The sequence below is a fragment of the Oleiphilus sp. HI0079 genome (assembly GCF_001635105.1).
Map to the genome: position 1 here is coordinate 1 of NZ_LWFT01000873.1, position 913 is coordinate 913.

Annotated in this window: 1 protein-coding gene; it reads left to right on the forward strand. The window is 48.3% G+C overall.

Going from position 1 to position 913, the window contains the following annotated elements; genetic code table 11:
- A partial coding sequence (locus A3750_RS16275; protein WP_068548449.1) for a metal-dependent hydrolase occupies nt 1–841 on the forward strand: 841 nt, incomplete at its 5' end.
- Between the last annotated feature and the right edge of the window lie 72 nt (nt 842–913).

Consider the following 913-nt stretch of genomic DNA (forward strand, 5'->3'; position numbering starts at 1 on the left):
ATTTCTCGTTCCCTTATTAACGTGGCTCGCACTCAAACTGCACCCATCGACTCGACCTTATAAAACACGCTGGGCGCTAACAATTCTTGCTATTCTCTGGACGCACTCGTTACTCGATACGTTTACGGTATATGGAACGCAGCTGCTCTGGCCCCTCAGCGAATACCCTTTTGGGCTTTCTAGCGTTTTTATTATTGATCCGGCTTACACCCTCCCTCTATTAACCGGATTAGGCATTGCGGCATATTTGGGTTGGCAAAGCCCAAGGGCGAGATCTGTCTCTGTGGCCGCACTCCTAATCAGCTCGACCTATCTTTCTTGGTCACTGGTCGCTAAAGCGACAATGAAAGAGACCATTGCCAAGTCGTTGGTAGAGCAGAATCTCAATGTCTATGCAGTGCTTACGACACCGATGCCATTCAATACCTTAATCTGGCGCATTGTCGCTTTAAGTGATAACGAATACTTCGTGGCACATGTCGCAGTTTGGGAAGACGCTCAATCCGTAGAGTTTCGGCGCTACCCAAAGGGTGAGGATCTGCTCTCGAGCATCGGCGACCAGTGGAATGTGCAACGCCTTCAATGGTTCACCAAAGGTTTTTATCGCGTTGCGATTCGCGACAATAAAATCGTTATGACCGACTTACGCATGGGACTTGAAGGTAGTTATGTTTTTAACTTTGCCGTCGGCGAGAAGCAGAGCCTTGAAAGCAATCAAGTACTCCCGGTATTGGCATCTCGTGTTGAAGAAGCACGAGATCTTTCGAGAGTGCCTCTGCTGTGGAACCGTATGTTCGACCCAAACATATCGCTGCATCCGAGACTACCAATGCAACAGTGACTCGACTTAGAAACGGTTCGCTAAAGCATGTGTGCAAACGAGAACTATCTAAATGCCCCGAAAATTCTCCGA